Below are 21,765 nucleotides of genomic sequence, written 5' to 3'. Positions count from 1 at the left end.
ACCCGGTCTAGCAATGGCTACGGCGGGACGGCGGCAGGTTCTCCACGAGGTAGCCCGATGCGGCGGATCAACGGTGGGCCGGTGGCGGCGCTCCTACTCCTCTCGTTCGTCCCGGCGGCCGCGGCCGACCCCGTGACGCTCGTCGTTCCCAAGACCGTCCTCGATGGCGCGAACCCGGACGTGCGGATCGTCGGGCTGAAGCCGAACGAGGTCGTCCGGCTGCACGCGCTGCGGTCGCTGGAGAAGTGGCAGGCCGGCGGCGACGGCGCGTGGAAGCGGGTCCGGCAGCCGCTGCACGCATTCGCCGACTTCGCCGCCGCCGCGGACGGCACCGTCCGGGTGGACGCCGCCGCGCCGGTCGGCGGTTCCTATTCCAAGCCGGACCCGCTCGCCCTGTTGCGGACCGGCTACCGGTTCGGCGACCCGGCCCTGAAGGGCGTCCGCGCGTTCGACCGCCAGCCGCTCGACGCCGGCCCGGAGGACCGCGTCCACCTCAAGCTGGAGCGCGGCGGCGAGGTCGCGGCCGAGGCGACGTTCCGCCTTCAAGGGATCGCACCGGGGTTGAAGTTCGAGGAGGCGACCGGGCCGGGGTGGCACGCCGTCTACGCCCGCCCGGCGGACGGGACGAAGCTCCGCCCGGTCATCACGCTCCACGGCAGCGAGGGCGGCAGCGTGGACAAGGCCCGCGGCCGGGCGGCGCAGTTCGCCGGCCAGGGGTTCGCGGCGCTGGCCGTCAACTACTTCACCCAGCCCTACGAGCCGATCGAGGGCGTGCCGACCAAGCACGTCGAGATCAAGGTGGAACTGCTGGAGGCGGCCCGCGACTGGCTGAAGGCGCGGCCGGAAGTCGATGCGGCGAAGCTGGCCGTGTACGGCGTGTCGAAGGGGGCGGAGTTCGCGCTGCTGGCGGCGAGCCGGTACGACTGGATTTCGGCGGCCGTGGCGGTGGTCCCGTCGGACATCGTGTGGGAGGGGTACGCGGAGGACGCCGGCCGCTCGACGGCCCGGTCGTCGTGGAGCGTCGGCGGCGAGCCGCTGCCGTTCATGCCGCTGTTCTCGTTCGACCCGAAGCAGGAGGGCCTGTACCGGACGAACACGGAGCGGTACGAGCGGTCGCGGAAGTTCTTCGCGGACAAGGCCGCGGCCGCCCGCATCCCAGTCGAGCGGGCGACGGCCCGCGTCCTGCTGTTGGCGAGCGACCGGGACGAGGTGTGGGCGTCCGGCGACATGGCCCGCGCGGTGGCGGAGCGGCTGGCGGCGGCGGACAAGGCCGGCCGGGTGGCGGTGAAGATTTACCCGACGGCCGGCCACCAGATCGCGGGGACGGGGACGTTCCCGGTGCGGCTGTACGGCGAGCCGTCGTCGGACCCGTCGGCGAAGGACATCGTGGCGGAAGGCGAAGCCGCGGCCGACGCCTGGCGGCGGACGGTGGCGTTTTTGAAGAAGTGAGGGCCGAGTGATACCGCCACCGCCGCCACCGCCACGGGGTGGCCCCGTGGCGGTATCAGCCGGGCCTCAATTCCTGGTGCGGGTGAATACGGCACAATTTCAGAATCCATTCCAACGGCGGGACCAGCTGCTCGGTTGTTGCTCTCGACGGGCGTAGGCGTCCGCACTCGTGCGGATGTTGCTGTCCGGTATCAGGACAGGGAATTGTGCAAGAATTCTCTTGCGGCGATGTTCCGGCCGCGGTACAACCGTGGGACCGGGTTTGTTCGGCATCTCATCCCCGGTCACGTTGCAAGGAGCCGGCATGTTTCGCTTACCGTGGTCGCGCGTCAGAAGCCGTACCGTCGCCCCCCCCCCGTCTAACCCGTGCGCGTCGTAAGCTCGGCGTGGAACTTCTCGAGTGCCGGCTCACCCCCGCCGTTAACGTCTGGCAGGGCACGTACTCGACGGACGCGGACTACAACCTGAACTGGAGCCTCGGCCGCCGGCCGGACACCTCCGACGAGGTCCAGTTCGTGGCCGCGTACGACGTGGACTGTATCGGCCTGAACCGGGCCGACGACGTGGCGTGGGACGTGATGAACGACCCCGTCCCGCCGCGGCTCGGGGAAGGCTCCTACGACGTCATCCGGCTGACGAGCGGGTACACGGCGCACGTGACGCTCGACGACAACCTGATGGTGTACGAGCTGGAGTTGGCCGGCGGGAACCTGGACCAGGGGTACAACGGCGTCGGGTCGGCGATCAGCGTCGTCGAGGCGTTCACGTGGACGGCCGGGACGCTGAACTCGACCGACGACCTGTCCAGCCTGACGTTCGAGCCGGGGTCGGTCGGGACCATCGATCCCGGCGTCGGGAACACGCTCGTGACCGGGAGTTCGTTGTTGCAGGCAGACGCCTCCGGCTCGTCACTGGCGGGGGCCGTGGTCACGTACCTTACAGGCACGTTGGACCTGGTGAACGCGGCCGTCATCGTGGTGGGCCAGCGGTGTCAAGCCAATGTCGATGCGACCAACGGGACGATCGTATTCAGCGGCAAGAACTCGACCGGTAACCCCATCATCATTTATGGCATGGCGGATGTCGTTGAACGGGCTGGTTTTCCCCGGACTTGGCGCTCGGAGAATGCGCCCGTCACCGTCGCGGGCGGCACGCTGTGGATTCACCCTAACTGCACGGCCGACGTGTCCGGCCGCCTCGGCGGCAGCAACGGCCCGTCCGTGCAACTATCGGATGGGTATCTCGTGTTGTTCGACGATGCGACGCTCAAGGTCCAGCACAGCCTGAAGGCGACGGGCGGTGTGGTCGCGACGAAGTTTAAAGAGAGGGCCTTGCCCGGTGCCGGCGGCGGGAAGGTGGTTGGCACGTCGACGATCGACGGCGACTTCTACAACAACGGGGCCCAGGTCTTCCCGTACTCCGACGCGCCGAGCCGCCGCCCCAACTTCGCGACCGCCGTGGCCCCCCCGTTCATCTTCAGCAAGCTCGTGGTGACGGGGGACATCCACTGGCTTTCGGGGACCTACCGGCCGGCCGTTTGCTTGGTGGGTCAAGACCACACCTGGGCCGATTTGTGGCAGTGCGAGGGCACGTTCTACGTCAGCTCGTACACGGCCATAAACCCGACTCTCATCCTTGTGGACGGTGGGCCGGCCACGGAAGATCCTCTGGGGCAGAACCGGTGGCTCGTGTTATATGCGCCTAACGAAGACATCGTGTACTTGGATGGGCACGAACTTCATCCATATCCGAGTATCACGGGTGCGAACTGGTGCATGGTTGAACCGCCCATACTTGATCTGAAGCGACTCTTTATCAAGACCCGTCCTTAACCTCAATGACGCCGTTGCGGGCGGGAGAGTGCCATGCGTCACACGACCCTGATCGGCGGCCTCGTCCTGTTGTGTTTGGCGGTCGGGTCCGGGGCGTCGCCCGTGCTGCCGCCGTCCGACCCGCCGGACCCGCCCCGGCCGCCGCCGGTCCACTTCCCCGGCATCGTGGACATGCGGCGGTACAACCCCGACCGGCCACTCATTATCTACTATGAGGGGCGGGTCACCGCCCTGACCGCGGCCACCATCACCCTGCAGGTGTACTTCACGAACTCGGAGCTGACGGGCGGTAGCGACATCATGGAGCCGCCCGGCCGCCCGCCCCGGCGGTTCAAGCTCTCCGCCGAACTCTCCGCCGGCAAGGTCCCGGCCAAGGACCAACTACCGAGTTGGGGCCAGGGTTACGGGCGGGACGACGTGCGGGTCGGGGACGTGATCGAGTTGTCCGTGTGGCTGGCCCGTGGGGACGTGGAGGACGCCCGGTACATTAGTATCCGGCGGCGGCCGGGTGGCCGGGTTCCGCCAGACGCCTACGAGCGGGACGTGGCGAGCAAGTATGCGCGGCACACGCGGATGAACGCGTACAACGACTTCGAGGAACGGGGGACTCGCTTGCCCGAACACTTCGACCGGACCGGTCACACGAGCGCGTACCTCCAGCGGCGGATGGCCCGCATCCGCGAAGTCCTCGGCGAGCCGCCCGAGTAGCGGCGGAAGGGCGTTATGCGCCACACGACCCTGATCGGCGGCCTCGTCCTGTTGTGTTTGGCGGTCGGGTCCGGGGCGTCGCCCGTGCTGCCGCCGTCCGACCCGCCGGACCCGCCCCGGCCGCCGCCCGTCCACTTCCCCGGCATCGTGGACATGCGGCGGTACAACCCCGACCGGCCGCTCATCATTGACTACGAGGGCAAGGTCACCGCCCTCACCCCGGCCACCATCACCCTCCGGGTCTACTTCACGAACTCGGAACTCACGAACGGCAGCACCGTGCCCGAGCCACCCGGCCGCCCGCCCCGGCGGTTCCGGCTCTCGGCCGAGCTCGCCGCCGGCCGGGTTCCCGCGAGGGAGCAGCTGTCCAGGGGGCTGGGGTACGGGCGGGACGACGTGCGGGTCGGGGACGTGGTCGAGCTATCCGTGTGGCTGGAGCGGGGCGGCGCGGAGGACGCCCGGTCCATCATGATCCGGCGGCGGCCCGGCGGGCGGGTGCCACCGCACGCCTACGAGCGGGACGTGGAGAGCAAGTACGCACACCACACTCGGATGAATGCGTTCCAAGATTTCGAGGAGAAGGGGACGTCGCTGCCGGAGCACTTCGACCGGACCGGCCACCAGACGGCGTACCTCCAGCGGCGGATGGCCCGCATCCGCGAGGTCCTCGGCGAGCCGCCCGAGTAGCGGCGGAAGGGCGTTATGCGTCACACGACAATGATCGGTGGCCTCGTGCTCCTGTGCCTGGCGGCCGGGTCCGGGGCGTCGCCCGTGCTGCCGCCGTCCGAGCCGCCGGACCCGCCCCGGCCGCCGCCCGTCCACCTGCCCGGCATCGTGGACATGCGGAAGTACAACCCGGACTGGTCGCTCATCATCAGCTACGAGGGCCAAGTCTCCGCCCTCACCCCGACCACCATTACCATGAAGGTGTACTTCACGGAATCGGCACTAACGGGCGGCCGTAACATCCCGGAACCGCCCGGTCGCCCGCCCCGGCGATTCAAGTTGTCGGCCCAACTCGCCACCGGCGAGGTCCCACCCCAAAACCAAGCCCCAGGTGGGTGCAAGGGATACGGGCGGGATGACGTGCGGGTCGGGGACGTGATCGAGTTGGCCGTGTGGCTGAGCCGTGGCGACGTGGAGGACGCCCGGTACATCACCATCTTCCGCCGGCCCGGCGGCCGGGTGCCGCCGCACGACTACGAGGTGTCCGACAAGTACGCGTGGCACACGCGGATGAACGCGTACCAAGACTTCGAGGAGAAGGGCACGCCACTGCCAGAACATTTCGACCGGACCGGCCACACGACCGCGTTCCTCCAACGGCGGATGGCCCGCATCCGCGAAGTCCTCGGCGAGCCGGAGTAGGAAGACAGCACAACGGGCAACAACTTCGTCGAGCGGGGGGCGTCAGCCCCTTGATTCTCGGTAGCGCTCCCACCCAGAATCAGGGGGCTGACGCCCCCCGCTCGCCTTTCGCACCGCTAGCTCGTTGTGCCCGCCCGCCGTCGCCGGTATCGTGTGGGGACTCCCCGGAGGGTTCCCCATGCGGATCGGCCACTGCCAGCTCGAATCCATCCCCGGCGACTTCGACGGCAACCTCGCGAAGGTCGTCGCCGGCCTCCAGCGGGCCGACCGCGAGCGGGTGCAAGTCGTCTCCTTCCCGGAGTGCTTCCTCACCGGCTACCCGGACACCGAGGCCGCCGCACGGGCCGTCGCCGTCGCCACCGACTCGCCGCCGTTCCTCAAGTTCCTCGACCGCGTCGCGAAGTTCGAGGCGACCTGCATCGTCGGGTTCAACGAACTACGCGGCCGCGACCTGTACAACACGGCCGCCGTCGTCGTGAAGGGGCACGTCCTCGGCACGTACAGCAAGTGCTCCGCGTACATGCCGTTCCACAAGCAGGGCCGCGAGTTCCCCGTCTTCGAGCGGGACGGCGTCAAGTTCGGCGTCATCATCTGCTCGGACGGCGGGTACATCGAGCCGGCCCGCATCCTCGCGCTGAAGGGGGCGAAGGTCGTCTTCGCCCCGCACTACAACTACATCGGGAAAGAGTCGCTGCTGAGCCACTTCATGACGGTGCGGGCGGACCACGTCGCGCGGGCCGTCGAGAACCGCGTCTGGTTCGTCCGCGGGAACAACGTCACGCCCCGCGGCAAGGACGCCGGCATCCAGAAGTACGACGGCGTCGGGTACGGCGACAGCTACGTCGTGGACCCGGCCGGCGAAATCCTCGTCCGCAGCCGGCGGCACAAGGAGGACTTCCTGTTCGCGGACATCGACCCGAAGCAGGCCGAGGACGCGGCGTGGGGCGTCGGCCGGTCGCGGTGGAGCGCCCGCGAGTTCGGGGCGGCGCTGCTGGCCGCGGCCGGGGGGAAGTAGCCGTGGGCCGCGACGGGTTCTTCGCGCACCTCGGCGAGCCGGAGGCCGTGTACCGGCCGTCGCCGGGCCAGACGACGGCCGGGCTGATCGTCGCCGGCGGCGCGGCCGTGGCGTGCCTGGCGGTCGTCGCGTTCGGGTTCGGCCTGGACGCGACGAACCGGGCGTGCGCCGTGCTGGTGGCGGCCGGGGCGGTCGGGCTGGCCGTGTGGCTGTACCGGCAGCGGCGGTGGCGGCTGGTGATCTTCGCCGGCGGCGTGGTCCAGGTCCGGCCCGGCGGTGTGGACGAGCTGTCGTGGGCCGACGTGCGGGAGGTGGTGCGGACCCGGCTGACGGGGTTCGGCGACCGGACCGACCGGGTCACGGTCGCGGGCGACGCCACCCGCGTGGTCGTTAACCCGGTCAACTACCACGACCGGGCGAAGCTGTTCGACGCGCTCGTCGCCGCGGCCGAGCGGCGGGGCATCCCCGTCCGCGACGAGTGGGAGGAGACGAACTAAGCCACGGGCCGCGTTACCGCGTGCTTTAGACGGATGGCCGGGGCTTCGCAGGGCCTCATCCCTTGCCACCGTGTAGAAAGTTTTGGAACCACTTCCAGGGCCGCGCCGCGGGCCGGCGTACACCAACCCGGTCACGTGGAGGGCCGCCATGATCCGCGCTTCCAGTCTCGATCCGCCGTACCGGACGGCGTTCACGAACGGGCCGCACGCCGCCGTCGCCGACGTGCCGGTCGCGAAGGGCGGGGCGGGCGACGGGTTCGGGCCGCACGAACTGCTCGAGGCGGCGCTCGCGACGTGCCTGGCCATGACCGCGCGAATGGCCGCCGCCGAGCACGGGTTCCCGCTGCACGCCGCCAGGTGCGAGGTTCGCATCGACCGGTCCGTGCCCGGCCGCGCCACCCTCGGCTACCGGCTCGAATTCGACGGGCCGCTGACGGCCGAGCAGGCGGCGCAAGTGCGCGAGGCGGCGGGGAAGTGCCCGGTCGCGCGAACCTTGACCGGGGCGGTCGCCGTCCAACCGTTGCCACCTGCGGAGGGGACGGGATGAAGGGACGCGAGAGCGGGATGCCGGACGAGTCGTACTGGGACACGTTCTTCAACCCGGCGTGCATGGTCGCGAAGTTGGACTGCGGCGGGGCGGGCGGGGACGTGGTCGAGTTCGGGTGCGGGTACGGCACGTTCACCCTGCCGGCGGCGAAGCGGGTCGCGGGCCGGGTGCTCGCGCTGGACATCGAGCCGGCGTTGGTGGCCGCGACCGCGGCGAAGGCCGCGGCCGCCGGGCTGACGAACGTGACGGCCGAGGTCCGGGACTTCGCGGCCGCCGGGTGCGGCGTGCCGGACGGCGGGGCCGGGTACGCGATGCTGTTCAACATCCTGCACCTCGAAGACCCGGTCGGGCTGCTGCGGGAGGCGCGGCGGGCGCTGGCCCCCGGCGGGACGGCGGGGATCGTCCACTGGCGGACGGACGTGCCGACGCCCCGCGGCCCGTCGATGCCGATCCGCCCGTCGGCCGGGCGGTGCCGGGCGTGGGGCGAGGCTGCCGGGCTGGAATTCGTGCGGTACGAGTCGCTGTGCTGCTGCTCGTGGCACTGGGGCCTGGTGATGCGGCGGCCGTCATGATCCGTAGCTTGTTCCGAAACCGGTTCGTCCGCTTCGGCCTCCTGCTGGCCCTGTCGTGGTGCGCGATGACGTTCACGCACGAGTCGGGGCACGTCGTCGGCGGCTGGGCGGGCGGCGGCACGCTCCGCGAGGCCCACCTGTGGCCGTGGGAACTGCCGTACAGCACGTTCGACCCGGACCCGCGGCCGCTCGTCACCCTCTGGTGCGGCCCGCTGCTCGGCGTGGCCGTCCCGCTCGCCTTCGCGGGGATCGCCCGGCGGCCGTGGGCGTGGTTCGTGGCGCACTTCTGCCTGCTGGCCAACGGCTCGTACCTCGCTATCGCGTGGGCCACCGGCGACCGGCTCCTCGACACGCCGAAGATGCTGGAGAAGGGGGCGTCCACGACCCTCATCGCGGCGTACTGCGTCCTCGCCATCGGCGTCGGGTACGTCGGGTTCCGGCGGCAGTGCATCCGCGTGCTGACACCACCCGCGTAAACACGGCCGTCATATAGCCCCCGGCTTGCCGGGGGGCGGTTTCGAGTCTTCGAGAAACCGCGTGGGCGTTCGCACCTCGGGGACGTTCCTTCCCACGCAATCACCTTTCCGCGCGTGCGAAGGCGTACCTCCCGCGGGGACGTTTCTCCCATCGCAGTTAGTTCCCCGCGGGAGGCTCCGCGGTGCGGGTTCTCGCGGACTCGAACCCGCACGGTGGGCAAGCCCACCGTTATATGACCAACGCCATCTGACGGGGCAAGCCCGGCAATTCGGGTCGGCCCGCCGGTTGTGCCGGGCGCGCAAAGTTTGCCGAACCGGACTCATGTTCCGCGGCCGGTCGTGCCGATGATTCCGCCTAGAGAAGCAATCCGTTCGCGCGGCGGCGGTCGGTGTTGGGCCGCCGGTGCAGACCACGAGGCGCGAGCGGCGGGGCCGGTTCCGGGGGGGAGCCGGCCGCCGCCGCGACGACCGCCGGGACCCGCCTCGGGTGGGCAGATCAGGAGCGTGCCATGCGGAAACGTGTGCTGGGAACAATCGCGGCGCTGGCGGTGGGGGCCGGGGCCGCGTTCGCTCAACCGCCACAAGCCACGGTCCCGCCGCCCACGGCGATCGGCCCGATGGCCATGCCCGGCCTGCTGCCGGCCAGCGGCGCGAGCGTCAACGAGATCGTGCCCCCGCCGGTCGGCGGGTTCGGCGGGTACGGCCCGTTCCCCGGCGGCCCGGTCGATCCGGCCGCCATGGGGCCGGCGCTGCCGCCGGGCATCCACGGCCAGCCGCAGTGGGACGACGCCTTCGCCGGCACCGCGCCCGCGGCCAGCAAAATTTACCTGAACAGCCGCCTCCTGCTCTGGTTCGTCAAGGCGCAGCCGACGAACATCCCGTACGTCAGCACCAGCGCCCCGCAGGACGCCGGCCTCGCCGGCGCGCCGACGACCACGCTGCTGCACAGCCGGTCGGACCTCGGGTACAACGTGTTCGCCGGGTTCCACATCAACGGCGGGTACTTCTGCGATAACGACCGGCGGGTCGGCATCGACATCGGCGGGATGCTGTTCGAGCGGAAGTCGAACACGTTCTTCGCCGCGTCGGACGCCAACGGCATCCCGGTCCTGGCCCGGCCGTTCGTGGACGCCACGACCGGCGGCCCGGCCGTCCTGACCGTCGCCCAGCAGGGGCTGGCCAGCGGCAGCATCGTGGTGTCGAGCATCAACGAGATGTACGGCGCGGAGGCCAGCCTGCTGGTCAACCTGTTCCGCAGCTGCCCGGACGACGCCCGCCGGATCACCGTGGACGGCACGCTCGGGTTCCGGTTCTTCGAGCTGCACGAGGACCTGCGGTTCGCGTCCCAGTCCACGATCCTCGGCAACGGCGCGCCGCTGTTCAACGGGGCGGCCATCTTCAACCCGGCCATCGTGTCCGTGACGGACAGCTTCAACGTGTTCAACCGGTTCTACGGCGGCCAGGTCGGGGTGAACGCGAACTCGTCGCACGGGAAGTGGAACTTCGGGTTCTCCGGCAAGATCGCGGCCGGCGTCATGAACCAGGTGCTGGACGTGGACGGCCGGTCGGACCTGCTCGACCTCCAGCGGGGGCTGTTCGCCCAGGCCGTCGGCGGGCTGTACGCGAACGCCCAGAACATGGGCCGCTACCGGAACGACGAGTTCGCCATCATCCCGGAGGTCGGCACGAGCATCGGGTACAACTGGACCTCGTGGTTCTCGACGAGCATCGGGTACAACTACCTGTACATCAACCGGGTGCTCCGGCCGGGCAACGTCATCAGCAACCGGATCAACCCGTCGATCATCCCGACGAGCCAGAACTTCGGGTCCGGCGGCACGGCGGCGTTCCAGCCGCAGTCGCTGGCCCAGGACGAGTACTGGGCGCAAGGGGTGACGTTCAGCATGTTGTTCCGGTACTAACCGAACGTAATGAAACGCGAGAGCGCCCCGGCGAGAGCCGGGGCGTTTTTCGTTGGCGGACCGGCGGGGCCGATTCGACTTCCGGAGGCGAACGCGGGTCGGGGTTCTTCCCCTCACGAGAACCGCCCCCGTTCGCCCGGCGGGGTAGTGGCTGATTTTTGTTTGAAGATAAAGTTGACTCGGTAGCTGAATGGACGAAATAATGCAGGAGTAGCATTTACCAAATCAGCGCCTGAAACCTCTTCCCCGGCCTGGTAGGTGCTATACCTAGAGCAGCAAGCGGGGCCGCTTCCTTTGCCGCCGACCCCCTTCGCCCGGCTCGACAGAGTAGGAACCCGCATGAGAACCGTCACCTTTCTCGTCCTCGAAGGTGTTGACAAGGGCCGCGTCTTCCGCGACCTGCCGATCCCGTGTACGATCGGCCGGGAGGAAGGCAACGGCCTCCGCCTCAACGACGAGCGGATCAGCCGGTATCACGCGAAGGTTCAGTACGAAGACGGCGACATCATCATCACCGACCTCGACAGCACGAACGGCACGCGGGTCAACGGGACGACCGTGCAGATCCGCCGGCTGCGGCCCGGCGACCAGGTGTCCGTCGGCCGGTCGATGTTGCTGTTCGGCACGATGGAAGAGATCGCGGCCCGCCGCGGGTCGCACGCCGGGCTGCCGGCCGCCGGGAGCGCGGCCACGCTGCGGCTGGACGAGCTGGCGAAGTCGATGGGCGGAAAGAACCTGATGGAACTGACCCAGCGGACGGACAAGACGCCGGGCGAGTGGAGCGCCCGCGACGAGGACATCCCGCCGCTGCCGCAGAAGCTGACCGGCGCGCAGTCGGCCCGGCTCGCGGAGATGCTCGACTACCTGCACCAGGGGCTGACCTCGGCCGTCGAGAACATCGAGTCGAACGACGACGGCACGGAGGTGAAGCTCGGGTTCAACGAGTGGCAGACGGTCCAGGCCGTGCAGATGATGCTGGCCCGGTACGTGCGGATGATCGCCGAGCCGGAGTCGCGGTAAGCGGCCACACAAGGCCAATGGGGTCGGCCTGGGACCGCGGGCGTCCCGCCCGCCCACCTTGTCGGTTTCGGGGACCAGCCTTAACCGGCTGGAGCCGCGGCGGGCGGGACGCCCGCGGTCCCAGGGATCGAAACAACGTCGGGCGGTGGTTCCGCGAGGGGCCGCCGCCCGATTCGCGTTTCCGGGCGCCGCAATTTCCCCGCCGCGCTGTTGCCTTCCGCTTCGCCCGGCCGTATTCTCTTCCTAACCGTGTCTCGACACGGCTCGATAAAAACGGTGAGTATCTTATCCAGAGTGGCTGAGGGGCTAGGCCCGAAGACGCCACAGCAACCGGTTCGCCGGGCGGTCGCCAGACCGCCCGGCGAACGCTGGTGCTAACTCCTACTCGGCTACCCGCCGGGGAAGATAAGATACCGCGAAAGGGCGATCCGCCCGTCCGCGTCATCTTATCTCACCGCAAGTGGAACCTCCCTGGAAGAAGACTCACCCAGAGTAGTAGGCACACTCCGTGTGCCGTTTGCTACCTCTCGCCAAAGGCTCTCGCGGAATCTCGAAGACTCGATTCCGCGGACGGCACACCGAGTGTGCCTACTACTATCTCAACAGGGGTGTCCTCGTGCCTTCGCCATTCGCGCTCGGAATGAAGTGCCGCGTCTGCGGCAAGCTCTACCCGGAATCGGCCATCAACTTCTGCGTCGACGACTTCGGCCCCCTTGAAGTGACCTACGACTACGAGAAGATCAAGGCCCAGGTCAGCCGGGCGACGCTCGAGAGCCGGCCGGCGACGATGTGGCGGTTCCAGGAGTTCCTGCCCATCGGCCCGGACCAGCCGATCGTCGGCCGCAACGTCGGCGCGACGCCGCTGGTGAAGGCCGACCGGCTCGCGGAGGCCCTCGGCGTCAAGAAGCTGTGGGTGAAGAACGACGCCGTCAACTTCCCGACGCTCTCGTTCAAGGACCGCGTCGTTTCCGTCGCGCTCAGCAAGGCGCTCGAGTTCGGCATGACGACGGTGGGCTGCGCCAGCACCGGCAACCTCGCGAACAGCGTCGCGGCGCAGGCCGCAAGCGCCGGGTTGGAGACGTTCATCCTCGTTCCCGCCGACCTGGAGCGGACGAAGATTCTCGGCACGGCCGTGTACGGCGCGAAGGTCATCGGCTGCCTCGGCACCTACGACGAGGTGAACCGCCTCTGCACGCAGATCGCGCTCAAGTACGGGTGGGGGTTCGTGAACGTCAACCTCCGGCCGTTCTACGCCGAAGGGTCGAAGACGATGGGGTTCGAGATCGCCCAGGACCTCGGCTGGCGGTTCCCGCAGCACGTCGTCTGCCCGATGGCCGGGGGCGCGCTCATCGGCAAGATTCACAAGGCGTTCAACGAGCTTTACGCGACCGGCCTCGTGGACACGCCCGTCACGACGAAGATGTACGGCGCGCAGGCGACCGGCTGCAACCCGATCAGCGACGCGGTGAAGACCGGCCGGGAGAAGCACAAGCCGGTGCGGAAGCCGACGACGATTTGCAAGTCCCTCGCCATCGGCGACCCGGCCGACGGCATCTTCGCGGCGAAGCTCGTCCGCGAGACCGGCGGGTGGGCCGAGGACGTGACCGACGACGAGATCATCGACGGCATGCGGCTGCTCGCGCAAACCGAGGGCATCTTCGGCGAGACGGCCGGCGGCACGACCGTGGCCGTGGCCCGCAAGCTGATCGCGGCCGGCCGCCTCCCGCGGGACGAGGAGATCGTCCTGTGCGTGACCGGCAACGGCCTGAAGACGCAGGACGCGGTGTTCGACGTGCTCGACCCGCCGGCCGTCATCAAGCCGACGCTCCCGGCGTTCGAGCAACTCTCCGGCCTCGCGGAACCGGTGCTGGTGTAAATCGGACTATAACGGCCACAGACGAACGCGGATGAAAACAGATCAGAAATGGAATCATGATTTGGTTCTGATCTGTGATTTCCCTGTTCCTCGTGGCCAACTCTTTTCAAGGACCATCCCATGCGTCGTCTCGTGTTCGCCGCGGTCGCGGCCCTGGTGTTCGCCCCGCTGGCCGGGGCCGCGGACAAGCCGGTCGAGGCCGGGCACATCCCGGCCACGTTCCCGCTCGCGGTGACGGTCGATGCCGTGAAGCTCAAGAAGAACCTCGTCGCCCTCGGCGTGCCGGTCGAGAAGGCCGTGGCGAAGGCGAAGGAGGAGAAGCAGCTCGACATCGACAGCTTCACCCGCGGCACGCTCTTGCTGTCGATGAACGCGAAGGCCCAGGACGTGGTGCTGCCGGCGTTCGTCGTCACCGGCAAGGACGGCATCGCCGCCGACCTGCCGAAGATCGTCGATGGCGACGCCGAGGCGACGGTCGCCGGCAAGAAGGGGGTCAAGGGCAAGGGCAAGATCGCCCGCGAGGACATGGTCGGCACGACGCTGGACGCGAAGACGGCCCTGTTCGGCGCGGAGTCGGCGGTGGCCGCGGTGATCGAGGCCGGCGCGAAGGGCGGCGACCTGGCGACCGAGTTCGGCAAGGCCGACCTGGCCCACGACGTGGTCGCGGTGGTCGCGATGAAGCCGCTGATGGCGGCGCTCAAGGAGAAGTTCGGCGACAAGCTCGACAAGGAAATCCCGCCGGCGGCCGAGCAGTTCTGGGCGGCGGCGAAGAAGCTCGAGGCCGCGACGCTGACCGTGAACCTCGCCGAGGAGACGCTGCTCAAGGGCGTGTTCCGGGCGGACAGCGCCGAGGGCGCGGAGACGGTGAAGGAGACGCTGCAAGGGGCGGTCGCGCTGTTGTCCCTGGCGCTGCCGCAGGTGAAGCAGCAGCTCGGCACGCAGCTGCCGCCGGAGGCCGCGCCGCTGGTGAAGGTGATCGAGGCGATGGCGAAGACGTCGAAGTTCAAGGTGGACGGCAGCACGGTGACGATGACCGTCGCCCGGCCGAAGGACTTCGGGAAGTGACCGCGTGTTCTATATAGCCGCCGGCTTGCCGGCGGTTCTTCCAAACCCCGCCGGCGTGCCGGCGGCTATATGGCATCCATCATGGCGATCAAGGTTCAAATTCCCACCCCGATGCGGGACCAGTCCGACGGCCAGGCGGAAGTGACCGTCGCCGGCGGCACGGTGCAGGCGGCGCTCGACGACCTCGTGCGGCAGCACCCCGGCCTCGGGCCGAAGCTGTTCGACAAGGGCGTGATCCGGCCGTTCGTGAACGTGTTCGTCGGCGAGGAGGACATCCGGTACCTCGACGAGATGGACACGCCGCTGGCCGACGGCGCGGTCGTCGCGCTCATCCCCGCGGTGGCCGGTGGCTGAGCCGGAGCCGGAGTGCGAGTTCGACGGGCCGTGGAAGGAAGCCATCGGCGAGTTCTTCGAGGACTTCCTGCGGTTCTTCTTCGCCCCCGTCCACGCGGCCGTGGATTGGTCGCGCGGGCACGAGTTCCTGGACAAGGAACTGGAGAAACTCGCCCGCGGGTCCGAGGCCGGCCGCGGAACGGTGGATAAGCTCGTGCGCGTCTGGCTACTAGACGGCTCGGAACGGTGGGTCCTGGTCCACGTCGAGGTACAGAACCAGCCGCAGGCGGCGTTCGCCGAGCGGATGTACACGTACAACCACCGGCTGCGGGATTACTACGGCCGGATGCCGGTCAGCGTCGCGGTCCTCGGCGACGAGCAGCCCGGATGGCGGCCGACGGAGTTCGTCGAGGGGCAGTTGGGGTGCGAGGTCCGGTTCCGGTTCCTCACGGCGAAGCTGTTAGAATGGACGGGCCGGGAGGACGACTTGGCGGCGGACGCGAACCCGTTCGCCGCGGTGACGGTGGCCCACCTGAAGACGTTGGAAACCCGCGGCCGGCCGGACGCCCGGTCCGAGTGGAAGCGAACGGTCGCCCGCGGGCTATACGACCGCGGCTTCGGCCGCGAGCGGGTGAGGCGGTTGTTCCGGGTGATCGACTGGATCATGGCGCTCTCGCCGCCGCGGCAGGCGGCGTTCGTCGCCGACCACACCCGATTCGAGGAGGACCGAAAGATGCCGTTCGTCAGTCCGACCGAACAGTTGTGGATGGACCGCGGCGCGGAGAAGGGCAAACTCGAAGCCATCGAATCGATCCTCGACGTTCGCTTCGGTGCCGAAGGGGTTGCCCTGATGCCGCGGGTACGAACGATCAGGGACCTGACCGCCCTATCGGACCTCCACCGCCTGGCCGTCACCGCCGACCTCGCGGCCATCGCCGCCCGCCTTCCCGCCGAGGCCCCGTGATGCCGGACGAAGCCCCCGACGGCGCGGCCGTGTTCCCGCTCATCCCGCCGCAGCTCGGCGTCCACCCGCTGTTGCTCGCGGTGCTGCACGCCTACGTCTTCCTCGAAGGGTCCGAGGAGGCGGTGCTGAACGGGGCCGTCGCCGAGGAGGCGATGCACTACGTCGTCACGTACCTCCAGCGGCTGACCGGCCCGGACCTGCGGCGGGTGAAGGAAGACCTCGAAACGCTCGCCGCGTTCGCGAAGGCCGAGAAGTGGCCCAAGCAGCAGGTCCGGTTCCTGCAAGAGTTCCTGAAAGACAACGGTATCGAGTAACACCCGGTTGGAACCCAGAGCGGAAGCGCCGGGGTGTCGAACACCACCCCGGCGCTTCCGCTCTGGGTTCTAAGGATCATCATGGACACCACGTTCGACCGCTACTCCCGGCAAATGCGCGTCCCCGGCATCGGCAAGGCCGGGCAGGAGCGCATCCTCAATTCCCGCGTCACCCTCTGCGGCGTCGGGGCGCTCGGGACCGTCCTCGCGAACGCCCTCGTCCGGGCCGGCGTCGGGTTCATCCGCGTCATCGACCGCGACTTCGTCGAGCCGAGCAACCTCCAGCGGCAGGTGCTCTTCGACGAGGCCGACGTGACGAACAACATGCCGAAGGCGGAGGCGGCCGTCACGAAGATGCGGCAGATCAACTCCGGGGTGAAACTGGAGGCCGTCGTCGCGGACATCAACCGGACGAACATCGAGGAGTTGTGCCGGGACGCCGACCTCATCCTGGACGGCACGGACAACTTCGAGGTCCGGTACACGATCAACGACGTGGCCGTGAAGCTGAACAAGCCGTGGGTGTACGGCGGGGCGGTCGGCACGGAAGGGATGACGATGACGATCGTGCCGGGCGAGACGCCGTGCCTGCGGTGCGTGTTCGAGGCCAGCCCCGGCCCCGGCGAGGTCGGGACGTGCGAGACGGCCGGCGTGCTCGGCCCGGCCGTCGGCGTGATCGCGAACATGCAGGCGGCCGAGGCGCTCAAGCTGCTCGCCGGCAAGAAGGAGACGATCAACCGCGAGCTGGTGATGCTGAACCTGTGGGAGAACACGTACAAGCGGGTGAAGATCGCCCCACTGGCCGGCCGGAAGGGGAAGTGCCCGTGCTGCGCGCTCAAGCAGTTCGACTGGCTGGAGGGCGAGCAGGGGACGCAGACGACTTCGCTCTGCGGCCGGAACGCGGTGCAGGTGACGCAGCGGGCCGGGACGCGGCTCGACTTCCCGACGCTGGCGAACCAGCTGCGGGCGAGCGGCCCGGTGACGGCGAACAAGTTCCTGCTGAAGTTCGCCGTGACCGACGGCGGCGAGGGGTACGAGTTCACCGTCTTCCCGGACGGCCGGGCGATCATCAAGGGGACCGACGACAGCGACCGCGCGAGGACGCTGTACGCGAAGTACATCGGGCATTGAGCATCGCGCGGGGCGGATCGTCGGGTAGATTGGTGTTGAGGGAAAGAAATGACCGCGACGACGCCCGTACCCCGCCGAATACGACCACGACCGATTCCGGCCGACCTGGAATCGCGAGTCTATCGGTTTTCGCTCGCGCAATTCCGTCTGTTGATGGAAGACGGGCTGTTGAAGGCGAACGGGCGGAACGAGTTGATCCGGGGGATCATCACCGACAACACGACTCCGAAACCCCCGCACGATAGCGTCCGATGGCAGTTGATGGGCTTGCTTCGTCCGCTCGTACCGCCGAGGTTCGCCATCGCGTCTCGGAAGCCGGTCACGCTGCTCGACAGTGCCTTGTACCCGGACATCGCATGTGAAACAAGCGGGTCGGTCGTACCCATGCTGGTCGTCGAGGTGGCCGAACGATCACTCGAAACCGAACGCGGTCCGAAGCTACGACTGTACGCCGAGGCTCGAGTGCCGGTGTATTGGATCGTAAACCTTCGCGACCGAGCCGTCGAAGTTTACAGGCAGCCGCGCCCCGGCCGGACATGGAAATACCGCGTCCGCACCGACTACACCCCCGGCCAGGCCGTGCCCGTCGTCGTCGGCAAGAAGGCCGTCGGTTCGATCCCCGTCAACGAGATTCTCCCGTGAGCATCGACCTGGGGCTGCCCACACTCGCGCCGACGCGTACGAACTTCTTCGTCCGCCGGTTCACGCTCGCCGAGTACCACACGCTCATCGAAGTGGGCGTACTGAAGCCGGGCGACCCGTATGAGCTGTTGAACGGAGTCATCAAGTACAAGATGCCCCAGAACACGCCCCACGCTAGCACGGCGTCGAAACTCGAAAAGCGGTTCTGGAAGTTGCTCCCGGACGAATTCCTGTTGCGGACCCAGAAGCCGATCTCGATCCCGAATCAGGACAGCGAGCCGGAACCGGACTTGGCCGTCGTACTCGGACCGGATGACCGGTACGACGAGGTTCAGCCTACCCCCCGCGAGGTGCTGCTGATCGTCGAAGTCGCCGACACGTCGCTCGACGAAGATCGGGGCGAGAAGTTGGAGAGTTATGCCGCCGCTCGCATCCCGATCTATTGGGTGGTGAACCTCCGCGAGCGGGTCGTCGAGGTGTACACCCAGCCCCGCGGCGGCCGGTCGCCGGGCTACCGCGGGCACGACACGTTCGCCCCCGGCCAGGCCGTGCCCGTCGTCGTCGGCAAGAAGGCCGTCGGCGCGATCCCCGTCTCCGAGATTCTCCCGTGATCTACCTCGACAACGCCGCCACCAGCTTCCCGAAGCCGGAATCCGTCTACGTCGCCATGGACCGGTTCGCCCGCACCACCCTCGCCAACCCCGGCCGGGCCGGGCACAAGATGGCCCTCGCCGCCGAGCACGCCCTCGACGACGGCCGCCACCGGCTCAACCGGTTCGTCAACGGCAAAGGCCCCGAGCGGTTCGTCTTCACCCTCAACTGCACCGACGCGCTGAACATGGCGTTCAAGGGCGTCCTCGCGGCCGGCGACCACGTCGTCACGACCGACCTCGAACACAACAGCGTCTCGCGGCCGCTCGTCGCGATGGCCGAGGGCGGGTTCATCACCCTCACCCGCGTCGCGTCCGACGGCGGCGGCACCATCGATCCGGACGCGATTCAAAACGCGATCACGACGAAGACGCGGCTCGTCGCGCTGACGCACGCCTCGAACGTCCTGGGCACGGTGCAGCCGGTCGCGGAGGTCGGCCGCATCTGCCGCGAGCGGGACGTACTGTTCCTCGTGGACGCGGCCCAGACGATCGGCGTCGTGCCGATCGACGTGCAGGCGCTCGCCATCGACCTGCTCGCGTTCCCCGGCCACAAGTGCCTGTTCGGGCCGACCGGGACCGGCGCGCTGTACGTCGCCCCGCGGGTGACGCTCAAGCCCTGGCGGGAAGGCGGGACCGGCGGCGACTCGTCCTCGCCGACGCAGCCGAAGGAGTTCCCGTACTACCTCGAAGGCGGCACGCCGAACGTCCTCGGCGTCGTCGGCATGACCGCCGGGCTGGACTTCGTCGAGAAGGAAACGCCGGAGAAGCTGCGGGCGCACGAGGTCGAGCTGTGCGACCGGCTCTACCAGCAGCTCGAAGGGGCCGGGTTCACGTTCGTCGGCCACCGGGACCGTTCGCGGAAGGTCGGCACGGTGAGCTTCTACACGGACGCGCTGCCGGCCCCGGAGATCGGCGGCATCCTCGACCAGGCGTTCGACATCGCCATCCGGCCGGGGCTGCACTGCGCCCCGTACGTCCACCGGGCCGTCGGCAGCTTCCCGGACGGCCTGGTCCGCGTCAGCCCCGGCCCGTTCAGCACGGCCGAGGATATCGACATGCTGGCGAACGCCCTGAAGGAAATCACGGCGGTGTAGTCTTGTAGGTCGGGTCGAGGAGGCTTTGCGACGAGGCCCGACAGGAGACCGCAACCGTTCCGCAACCTGGCCCGCGGGCATGGCTTTCAGGCTGAAAGCCTGAGACATGTCAGCCCAGGGCAACGCCCTGGGTCGGACAAGCACCGGGGCAAGCCCTGAAAGGGCGGAACACTCTTCCGCTCTTTCAGGGCTTGTTGCGGGGGGTGGGAGCGTATCCAGGGCGTTGCCCTGGGCTGACATGTCCCACCCCTTCGGGGTGAAGAAAGTCGGGGAGCCGTGGCTTCGGTCTTCGACCCTTCGGATGTCGTGTGTCGGGCCTCGCAAAGCCTCGACCCGACCTAACAACTCCTCGGCAGCCACTTTTCTTTCCGTCACTTCGTAGGAATCCGCCCGGCGCGGGGACATACTCAAGAAGAGTGACCCGGAGGCCGTCCGTCGTGGGTTCCCGCCTGAGCGCCATTTGCCGCACGATCACCGCCGCCGCGACCGACCCGGCCGGCGACGCGGACCTGCTCGCCCGCTTCGCCGCGACGCGGGACGAGGCGGCGTTCGCGCTCGTCGTGCGGCGGCACGGGCCGATGGTCTGGAGCGTCTGCCGGAACCTGCTCGCCAACGCGACCGACGCGGACGACGCCTTCCAGGCGACGTTCCTGGCGCTCGTCCGCGGGGCGGGGAGCGTCCGGCGGCCGGAGGCGCTGGGCGCGTGGCTGCACGGCGTCGCCGTGCGGGTGGCGAGCAAACTCAAGCGCGGGGCCGCCCGGCGGACCCTTCGCGAGAAGAAGGCCGCCGCCGGCGAGGCCGACGCGCCGGTCGCCGACTCCCGATGGGACGAGGCGCTGGCCGCCGTCCACGAGGAGGTCGCCCGGCTGCCGGACGGCGAGCGGGTGGCGTTCGTCGTCTGCTGCCTGGAAGGCGTGCGGCAGCCGGACGCGGCGGCGCAGCTCGGGTGGAAGCCCGGCACGCTGACCGGGCGGCTGTCGAAGGCGAAGCAGCGGTTGCTCGACCGGCTGACGGCCCGCGGCCTCGCGCCGGCCGCCGCGGTCGCGGCCGTCGGCCTCGGCACGTCCACCGGGTCCGCCGTCGTCCCGGTTCAGCTCTTCGATTCGGTCATGAGTTTCGCGGCGAACGCGGGCACGGTCCCGGCGGCGCTGGTTCAACTTTCTCAAGGGGTGGCGGACATGACGCTCACGAAGGTCAAACTGCTGGCGGCGGCCGTGCTGGTCGCCGGCGGCCTCATCACCGGCATCGGCGCGAGCCTGTTCTCGAACGCCGACGCGCAGTCGGCCGCGCCCGGTGCTCCGCCCCCGGCCCCGCGGACGCCGCGGCCGGCCGCCGTGGACCCGGCCGCCGTCACCGGCGCCCCGGCGGCCCCGGCGGCCATCGCCCCGGCCACGGCCGGGCAGTCGGGCAGTTATGGCGGCGGGGTGGCCCGCGGACCGATCAGCCAGCCGTGGGAGTACAAGTTCGTTGACCTGTCAAATACCCGTCTAGACAATTGCAAACAGACGATTATCGACGAAGGCAAAGACGGCTGGGAACTCGTCACCATTGGGCAGGGAATAGGAGTCGGTCAGAATTTTGCCCACCATCTGGCGATCTTCAAGCGGCCGAAAGCGGCCGCCGTGACGAGCACTGGCCCCGGAGGGCCGGGGATGGGCGGGCCCGGCGGGGTCGGTGGTATAGCCCCGGCGACGACCCCCGGCGGGCCGGGCGGGTACGGCAGCGGCGGGTTTAATCCAACTACCATTCCCGGCAGTTCCGGCGGCCCGGCCCCGGCGGCCGGACAGAACTCCCTGACCCCGGCGGGGGGCGGCGGTGCGGCCCCTTTCCCCGTCGCCACCGGCGGGAGCCGGAACACCACCAGCTCACTCCCCGCTTTGACTGGCACCGGAGCCTCGAAGGACTCCGCGCCGAAGGTCAACGCCTACACCCTACACACGATCAAGCCGGAGTATTCCTCGGCCGCGAACGTCGCGAAGGTGCTGAAGGAGCTCATCGCGATCGACGAGTTTAGCGGCGAGGTCACGGCCGTCATCGCCGACGAGGGGAGCGGCTCCCTACTCGTGAAGGCGACGGCGAAAGGCAAGAATGCGGTGGAGGAGCGGGTCAAGCAATTAGACGAGGCAGCGCACGAAAAGGCGCTCGTCGAGCGGAAGCGGTTGGAGCGGGCGGTCAAGCCGTAGGCGACGACCCCGTAGGTCGGCCGAGCCGAGGCCGACCACCTCCCACCCGCGGGGACGAGGTTGCCTTATCATTGGCGAGCGTCGGGGGGGGGGGGGGGGGGGTG

22 protein-coding genes and 1 riboswitch are annotated in these 21,765 nt (G+C 69.0%); all 22 genes read left to right on the top strand.

What is annotated here, in order from left to right; all coding sequences use genetic code 11:
* Window positions 1–57 precede the first annotated feature (57 nt).
* Complete coding sequence (locus AC5JJ2_RS13890) at window positions 58–1,449, top strand: acyl-CoA thioester hydrolase/BAAT C-terminal domain-containing protein (RefSeq protein ID WP_495858598.1); 1,392 nt, start codon at window positions 58–60, stop codon at window positions 1,447–1,449.
* A gap of 386 nt (window positions 1,450–1,835) precedes the next feature.
* A complete protein-coding gene (locus AC5JJ2_RS13885) occupies window positions 1,836–3,281 on the top strand; it encodes a hypothetical protein (RefSeq protein WP_495858597.1) in 1,446 nt (481 codons plus the stop codon).
* A gap of 33 nt (window positions 3,282–3,314) precedes the next feature.
* The gene (locus tag AC5JJ2_RS13880; protein ID WP_495858596.1) at window positions 3,315–3,989 is read left to right on the top strand and encodes a hypothetical protein; all 675 of its coding nucleotides are present in this window, start codon (window positions 3,315–3,317) and stop codon (window positions 3,987–3,989) included.
* 15 nt (window positions 3,990–4,004) lie between these two features.
* A complete protein-coding gene (locus tag AC5JJ2_RS13875; RefSeq protein WP_495858595.1) occupies window positions 4,005–4,676 on the top strand; it encodes a hypothetical protein in 672 nt (223 codons plus the stop codon).
* A gap of 15 nt (window positions 4,677–4,691) precedes the next feature.
* The gene (locus AC5JJ2_RS13870; RefSeq protein WP_495858594.1) at window positions 4,692–5,357 is read left to right on the top strand and encodes a hypothetical protein; all 666 of its coding nucleotides are present in this window, start codon (window positions 4,692–4,694) and stop codon (window positions 5,355–5,357) included.
* Between the two features lie 178 nt (window positions 5,358–5,535).
* The gene (locus AC5JJ2_RS13865; protein WP_495858593.1) at window positions 5,536–6,372 is read left to right on the top strand and encodes a carbon-nitrogen hydrolase family protein; all 837 of its coding nucleotides are present in this window, start codon (window positions 5,536–5,538) and stop codon (window positions 6,370–6,372) included.
* Between the two features lie 2 nt (window positions 6,373–6,374).
* The gene (locus AC5JJ2_RS13860) at window positions 6,375–6,869 is read left to right on the top strand and encodes a hypothetical protein (RefSeq protein WP_495858592.1); all 495 of its coding nucleotides are present in this window, start codon (window positions 6,375–6,377) and stop codon (window positions 6,867–6,869) included.
* Between the two features lie 148 nt (window positions 6,870–7,017).
* Window positions 7,018–7,416 (top strand): OsmC family protein, encoded by a 399-nt coding sequence (locus tag AC5JJ2_RS13855; RefSeq protein WP_495858591.1) that lies wholly within the window; start codon window positions 7,018–7,020, stop codon window positions 7,414–7,416.
* Window positions 7,413–7,988 (top strand): class I SAM-dependent methyltransferase, encoded by a 576-nt coding sequence (locus AC5JJ2_RS13850; protein WP_495858590.1) that lies wholly within the window; start codon window positions 7,413–7,415, stop codon window positions 7,986–7,988. Before AC5JJ2_RS13855 ends, AC5JJ2_RS13850 begins: the two co-directional genes overlap by 4 nt.
* On the top strand, window positions 7,985–8,464 hold the full coding sequence (locus AC5JJ2_RS13845; protein ID WP_495858589.1) for a hypothetical protein: 480 nt from the start codon (window positions 7,985–7,987) through the stop codon (window positions 8,462–8,464). Before AC5JJ2_RS13850 ends, AC5JJ2_RS13845 begins: the two co-directional genes overlap by 4 nt.
* A 509-nt stretch (window positions 8,465–8,973) precedes the next feature.
* Window positions 8,974–10,386, top strand: a complete 1,413-nt coding sequence (locus AC5JJ2_RS13840; RefSeq protein WP_495858588.1) for a BBP7 family outer membrane beta-barrel protein — start codon at window positions 8,974–8,976, stop codon at window positions 10,384–10,386.
* 339 nt (window positions 10,387–10,725) lie between these two features.
* Entirely contained in the window at window positions 10,726–11,406 is a 681-nt protein-coding gene (locus tag AC5JJ2_RS13835; RefSeq protein WP_495858587.1) for an FHA domain-containing protein, read from the top strand.
* Window positions 11,407–11,688: 282 nt separating this feature from the next.
* Window positions 11,689–11,818: riboswitch (SAM riboswitch) on the top strand.
* 204 nt (window positions 11,819–12,022) lie between these two features.
* Complete coding sequence (thrC, locus tag AC5JJ2_RS13830) at window positions 12,023–13,282, top strand: threonine synthase (protein ID WP_495858586.1); 1,260 nt, start codon at window positions 12,023–12,025, stop codon at window positions 13,280–13,282.
* A gap of 120 nt (window positions 13,283–13,402) precedes the next feature.
* On the top strand, window positions 13,403–14,347 hold the full coding sequence (locus AC5JJ2_RS13825; RefSeq protein ID WP_495858585.1) for a hypothetical protein: 945 nt from the start codon (window positions 13,403–13,405) through the stop codon (window positions 14,345–14,347).
* Between the two features lie 69 nt (window positions 14,348–14,416).
* Window positions 14,417–14,701, top strand: a complete 285-nt coding sequence (locus tag AC5JJ2_RS13820) for a MoaD/ThiS family protein (protein ID WP_495858584.1) — start codon at window positions 14,417–14,419, stop codon at window positions 14,699–14,701.
* The gene (locus tag AC5JJ2_RS13815) at window positions 14,694–15,644 is read left to right on the top strand and encodes an RpnC/YadD family protein (RefSeq protein ID WP_495858583.1); all 951 of its coding nucleotides are present in this window, start codon (window positions 14,694–14,696) and stop codon (window positions 15,642–15,644) included. Before AC5JJ2_RS13820 ends, AC5JJ2_RS13815 begins: the two co-directional genes overlap by 8 nt.
* Window positions 15,644–15,958, top strand: coding sequence for a hypothetical protein (locus AC5JJ2_RS13810; RefSeq protein ID WP_495858582.1), 315 nt, complete (start codon window positions 15,644–15,646; stop codon window positions 15,956–15,958). The genes AC5JJ2_RS13815 and AC5JJ2_RS13810 overlap by 1 nt, the downstream gene beginning before the upstream one ends.
* An 81-nt stretch (window positions 15,959–16,039) precedes the next feature.
* On the top strand, window positions 16,040–17,089 hold the full coding sequence (locus AC5JJ2_RS13805; protein ID WP_495858581.1) for a ThiF family adenylyltransferase: 1,050 nt from the start codon (window positions 16,040–16,042) through the stop codon (window positions 17,087–17,089).
* A 48-nt stretch (window positions 17,090–17,137) separates the two neighbouring features.
* On the top strand, window positions 17,138–17,731 hold the full coding sequence (locus tag AC5JJ2_RS13800; RefSeq protein ID WP_495858580.1) for a Uma2 family endonuclease: 594 nt from the start codon (window positions 17,138–17,140) through the stop codon (window positions 17,729–17,731).
* Entirely contained in the window at window positions 17,728–18,342 is a 615-nt protein-coding gene (locus tag AC5JJ2_RS13795) for a Uma2 family endonuclease (protein ID WP_495858579.1), read from the top strand. Before AC5JJ2_RS13800 ends, AC5JJ2_RS13795 begins: the two co-directional genes overlap by 4 nt.
* Window positions 18,339–19,478, top strand: coding sequence for an aminotransferase class V-fold PLP-dependent enzyme (locus tag AC5JJ2_RS13790; protein ID WP_495858578.1), 1,140 nt, complete (start codon window positions 18,339–18,341; stop codon window positions 19,476–19,478). Before AC5JJ2_RS13795 ends, AC5JJ2_RS13790 begins: the two co-directional genes overlap by 4 nt.
* A 437-nt stretch (window positions 19,479–19,915) precedes the next feature.
* Complete coding sequence (locus tag AC5JJ2_RS13785; protein ID WP_495858577.1) at window positions 19,916–21,661, top strand: sigma-70 family RNA polymerase sigma factor; 1,746 nt, start codon at window positions 19,916–19,918, stop codon at window positions 21,659–21,661.
* Window positions 21,662–21,765 lie beyond the last annotated feature (104 nt).

This window comes from Limnoglobus sp. (assembly GCF_059499385.1).
This window is presented reverse-complemented; position numbering and strand designations above follow the sequence as displayed.